The sequence below is a fragment of the uncultured Cardiobacterium sp. genome (genome assembly GCF_938028185.1).
Classification (GTDB): Bacteria; Pseudomonadota; Gammaproteobacteria; order Cardiobacteriales; family Cardiobacteriaceae; genus Cardiobacterium.
In genome coordinates this window covers 1-5,429 of record NZ_CALJAH010000354.1, presented here as the reverse complement: position 1 = coordinate 5,429, position 5,429 = coordinate 1, and the positions used below count along the sequence as shown (strand labels likewise).

At 58.3% G+C, this 5,429-nt stretch carries 3 protein-coding genes and 1 CRISPR repeat array; all 3 genes read right to left on the bottom strand.

Features of this window, described 5'->3' with window-relative positions; genetic code table 11:
- Positions 1-57 precede the first annotated feature (57 nt).
- Positions 58-1,076: direct repeats of the CRISPR family, unit length 32 nt; unit sequence GTCGCTCCCCACGCGGGAGCGCGAATTGAAAC.
- A 233-nt stretch (positions 1,077-1,309) separates the two neighbouring features.
- From Q0349_RS10315 to Q0349_RS10305, 3 genes are read right to left on the bottom strand one after another with little or no spacing between them, the layout of a single operon-like run.
- Positions 1,310-2,848 (bottom strand): phage minor head protein, encoded by a 1,539-nt coding sequence (locus Q0349_RS10315; protein ID WP_298080832.1) that lies wholly within the window; start codon positions 2,846-2,848, stop codon positions 1,310-1,312.
- Positions 2,848-4,284 carry a DUF935 family protein gene (locus Q0349_RS10310; protein WP_298080831.1) on the bottom strand — a complete coding sequence of 479 codons (1,437 nt, stop codon included), beginning with the start codon at positions 4,282-4,284 and terminating at the stop codon, positions 2,848-2,850. The genes Q0349_RS10315 and Q0349_RS10310 overlap by 1 nt, the downstream gene beginning before the upstream one ends.
- Positions 4,285-4,292: 8 nt before the next feature.
- Positions 4,293-5,405 (bottom strand): phage terminase large subunit, encoded by a 1,113-nt coding sequence (locus Q0349_RS10305; RefSeq protein ID WP_298080833.1) that lies wholly within the window; start codon positions 5,403-5,405, stop codon positions 4,293-4,295.
- Positions 5,406-5,429: the final 24 nt, after the last annotated feature.

Sequence of the window (5,429 nt, the reverse complement as noted above, 5' to 3'; positions counted from 1 at the left end):
CACGCGGGAGCGCGAATTGAAACATACCACTTTATACTGGCACAGAGCAACAGACGCGTCGCTCCCCACGCGGGAGCGCGAATTGAAACATCGTGGAATTTATGGCAGAAACGGAAATAGAAAGTCGCTCCCCACGCGGGAGCGCGAATTGAAACATCAATCCTTTTGGCTTGATTAAACAGCAGGATGTCGCTCCCCACGCGGGAGCGCGAATTGAAACGTTGTATAGACGTTCGCGCGCGGTGGCATATGATGTCGCTCCCCACGCGGGAGCGCGAATTGAAACCAGCAAACCTCGCGGATTGGCACAATCCGGCAGAGTCGCTCCCCACGCGGGAGCGCGAATTGAAACAGTTTTGTATTGAAGGTCAAGACCGTTTGTATTGGTCGCTCCCCACGCGGGAGCGCGAATTGAAACATCCATGATGGCAATAACAGAATCACGTTGAGAATGTCGCTCCCCACGCGGGAGCGCGAATTGAAACCTTGCATCCGCAGGTATTTAACGGCGTGCTCTAGTCGCTCCCCACGCGGGAGCGCGAATTGAAACTTTTTGAACAGCACCGGCCAGTACAAAAAATGCGCGTCGCTCCCCACGCGGGAGCGCAAATTGAAACTCGCCGCTGACGTTGTAATAGCGGCAATAGAAAGTCGCTCCCCACGCGGGAGCGCGAATTGAAACTTCGATGGCGCCCGCATTGGCTTTGACGCCGTCGGTCGCTCCCCACGCGGGAGCGCGAATTGAAACGGCGGCGTCGCTGACGGCGGCGAGCGATTGTTCGTCGCTCCCCACGCGGGAGCGCGAATTGAAACACTTGGTTAGTCAGCTACGTTGCCGGTAGCTGTGTCGCTCCCCACGCGGGAGCGCGAATTGAAACGGCCAGGAGTACGCCGACGACATCTCGCTCATGGTCGCTCCCCACGCGGGAGCGCGAATTGAAACGCTGCGATGGCGGCAGTTTGGCCAAGGCGGCCAGCGTCGCTCCCCACGCGGGAGCGCGAATTGAAACCCGGATGGACGCACACCAATCAATGTCATTTTTTGTCGCTCCCCACGCGGGAGCGCGAATTGAAACTTTGTGTGGGGCGATGCTGAAGATGCAGGCGGAAAACTGTTTGGCATCGCGCATGGGGTCGGTAATGCGCACCGGGATAAAGACCCCCGCGCTGTCGTACCATCCGCCGCCCTGCCGCCCAATCGCGGTGGCAAGCTCGATTTCCTTGCGCGCATCGCCATCATCGCCATGCAGTTCTCCCGTCGCCAAATCCAGCACAAACGGTACGCCCCTGAAGGTAAATTCCAATTTTTTCACGGGTTGAACCTCGTCAATAATCCTACCCCCAAGTATAACATTTCGCGGTCATTGTCCAGCAGTTTTCTCAACAGGTGAACATCTCCACCAAGCAGCGCTTGGAATGCCATTGTCAGTACTTCCTTTGGTCGTGGGTTATCATCGTCGCCGTAATTGCGACCAATATAGCCGTGCACGAAATTATCCTCGCGCCCTACTTCCTTGTGCGAATAATGCGACGTGCCTTTATCTTCCGCAAAATCTGCCAATGGTTTTGTTTTTTCTCCTTTGGTTCTGTCAAGCCAAAATTGTTTGAAATAATCATCCAGCCCAGGCACAGTTTCTTGCAGTCGATGCCCATATTCATGGATACTGATTCTGCCAGCTAGGTACGACGCCTTTTTACCGGACATATCGTTCAAACAAAGCAAGCTGTCTCCCTCCTTCAAGGTGTCGGAAAACCGCGAAAAAATGTCGAGCTTATTTGCTTTCATCCACTTATCATTAAGTACAAACGACGATAGGTCCTTGTCTATGAAAACTTGGAACCCTCTCCTTGTTAGATTCCGAATATAAACCGTCCCGGCTTCGTTTGCCCGCTTAACCCATGAGGCAGGATAGCGTTTGATGATGTCTTGGAACCTTTTAACCGCATCGCCTTCGGCTTTGGCTTCTGCGCCAGTCTCTACTCCTTCACGCTTCATGACCTCCGTTAGCGCGTTCAGAAATTCATGCCGTTTTTGTGGGAGCTGGTCCTCAACTTGAACAATCGTCTGGTCTTCCATCCAATCGAAATTAATGTTGTCTAGTAGGTCAGCGTGTTTATTCCACACCTCCTCGCCCATTTTAGCGACATCTTTCCATTGCTCCGGCGTCGGGAATGCTGGCGTCTCGGTATAGGTTGCATTACCAAGCCCCGTCTTTGCCTCACGTTGGCGCAGGTAGTCGGTGAGGTCGCCACGCTCCGGGCTATGCGCCCAACCATTATCCGGTGCGGATGTATGTTGCACGCCATGCGCGTCCTCCCACGCTGGTATGTCAGTCGGTGCGCCCGTGTAGCCCAGCGCCTTTGCCTGCCTGTCGGAGAGGCTGACCATACTGCACCGGCAATTAAATCCGTTTGGTGGTGCCAGCGTTTGCCAGCGCGGGTCATCCACCGGCATCATCAGCCCGTGCAGGGCGCGGTGTGCCGGGCGGGTGCGTCCGTCATTGATGGCGATGTAGCGCAGGATGGGGCGGCGTTCGGCATGGGCGCGGAAGTGTGTCCATTTCGCCCCGTTGTAGGATGACAGCACCGCCGTTCTGAACACGGTCTCCTGATAGTGCTTCGGCAGGGCGAGCATTTCCGGGGTCAGCGCCTGTTGCCATTCGCGGAAGCTCTTGCCTTCCTGCAATGCCTGGATGAGGCTTTGTTTGACCTGCTCGATTTGTTCGACGTCGCTGATTTTGGCGAGTGTCCATGCTTCTTTGCGCAGATGCTCCAAGCGCGCATAGAACTCGGCCGCAGGCTCGACGCCACGGGCGCGCAGATAGTCGGCGGCATCGGGATAGTTCATCAGTAGCGCCCCTTGTCGGCGTGGACGTAGCCCTGTGCCGCAGCGAGTGCCAATGCGCCGGCAAGCCAGTCGGTGTATTGGCTGTCGTCGTGGTCGTCGTAGAGCAACACCAAACGACGCATCAGGTCTGCCTCGTCATGTGCCTCGCGGGCGACGGCAAGCACCGCCTCTACACCGAGCATTTCCGGGGCGTCCTTGAGCGCAGCGGTAATTCCATCCTCCACCTCTTGCGCACCCGGTGTCAGTTGCGAGAGCGAGAGCGAGAGTTTGGGTGTGGCCGGAGCCGCCGCGACCACCCGGAAATGCTGCGGCTCGAAGCCGTAGTTGTCGAGGTAGTATTGTTCGGTCAGCTCGATTTTGCCGGTGTTGAGCAGCGCCACGTCGCGCTCCCAGCGACTCTTGTCTATGGATTGCGCCCGCTCGTAGGTGAAGTACACGCCCTCGGCATCCATGCCGTTGACGGTGAGCAGGCAGGCGACGATGTGGTTGATTCCGCGCTCAACAAAGGTCAGGTCGGCATCGGCGATAGACTGTGTAAAACCGTCGTCCGTCTCCTGCGCCGCGCGTGAGCCGGTCTCCAGTTCGGAGGTCAGCACCCGCCCCAGTAATGTCTTCTGGATGCGCTGGATTTGGTGGCGGGTGTATTTTTCATGCGCCGCGCCGTCGTTGTTGGCCTCGACAAACTCGATGCTGTCCTGGTCACTCATGGCGACGACACCATCGGCCACACCCTGCGAACCGGCCGCTGCCAATGCCGCCAAATCCCGCTGTGCCTCATCACGATTGGCGGTATTGACCGCGCTCTTGATGACCGTCAGCGGCGAGGCATGGCGCTCGGCAAACTTGTTCCAGAACTGCTCGGCGTAATTTTTCGCGAACCACGCCCAATAGACGCGCGAAAGTAACGCATCGCCGTAAGGGTTGGTCTCATTGACATTAACCGCCCCACGCAACACCTTTTCCGGGATGACAGCCACTTCGCCGCCGCCGGGCGATTTCCAAATCAGGTTGCCGTCGTTGTCGGCCTTAAATTGCTCGATGACGCGCGGCACGACGGCGCGGATGGTCTTTTGCACGCCGTCCTGCCAGACGAGTTCGCCGATGCTGGAGCCTATCCACAGCGCCTGCATCATCACCCGTACTGCGTCCTCATAGATGGCCGCCACCGCCTCATAGAGCCAGTCGGTATTGTCGCCCTCGATGTGCCAGGCGTTGCCCATCACCGCCGCAGTACGACGGGCGACGCAGCCGGAAATCTCGTCATCGTAGAGCAACTTGAGCAGGTCGGTGCGGGTTAAATTGGCACGCTTAAGCACCTCATCGACGTCGGCGGCGCTCAGGTTGTAGGTCGGCACGACAAACTGCGCCCCCGCCTTGACCGGTCGCGCCTTGTTTGGCGCTTTGCCCGGTTTGGCTTTGAATAATCCCCAAAACATTGCTGTCCTCATAATCGGTTGCCCATGCGGCGGCGGGCAGATGCCACCACGCTGCTCACGCCCATCCCGCCCCGGCGAATCATCGGCGCGCAGGCATAGCGTATGGCGTCGGGGCCGTGGTCGTGTCCCTCTGCCAGCTTGGGTAGTACGTCGCCGGTCAGTCGGTCGGTCTTGTAACTCCACAGTCGCACATCCTCGGCGACGTGCCTGCACGCCGGATGGATTACGATGTCCATGCCGCGCAGCCAGCCAATGCCGTCCTCGACGCTCCCCGGCCATTTGTCTGCCGCCCGCATCCCCGGATAACCGTGATTGCGCAGGTGGCTAATCATCTCCGGTCGGGCGCTGTCGGCACGGATGACGTGCTGTCGCGCACCCTCGATGCGGTCAAACAGCGCGGGGACGTCTACCGTCTCGACGTGCTCTCCCCATGCCTCTTGCTCAACATAGAGCGTCCGCCCGTCTATCCAGCACTTGACCATCACCGTCGGATCTGACGCAAACCCCCAGTCCACGCCGAAGTAAGGGCCATCCCATCCGTCTTGCTGCTCAAACGCCTCAATGCGGTAACAGCCCGCCAGCACCTGCGCCGCCGACAGCACGGCATACTTGCCATGCCAGACGTGTTCAAAGTCCGCCCAGGCATTCTTGTCGCCCGCATCCTGCCGACGCGCGGCGCGCTCGCGGTCGTTGGCATACTCGTCCCACGTTTCCTTGCTCGCAAAAGGGGTGTCGTTGATATTCACCTCAACCACGATGCTGCCGGGTTGCTTGTCCTTGCCGCGTAGCAGCTGGTCAATCGGGTCGGTCTCGTTTTCGGGATTCCACGATGCCCAAATCTCGCTGCCCGCCTTGCGGATGGTCGGGCGCAGCAGGCGCAACGAGCGCGCCGAAATGGTCTGCGCCTCCTCAATCCAGGCACGGTCAAAATCCTCCAGCGACTTGATACTGTCGGCGGTATGGTCTTGCATCCCCTGAAAAATCATCAACCCGCCACCCGGGGTACGGATTTCTTCGCGGGTTACCTCGAACAGGTGCGACAGCCCGAACTTGTGGATTTTGCCCTCAATCAGAGCCTTGGCTGAAAACTTGAGCGATTTTTGAATCTCGCGGATACACACTACCTTCAAACCAGGGCGCAGGAT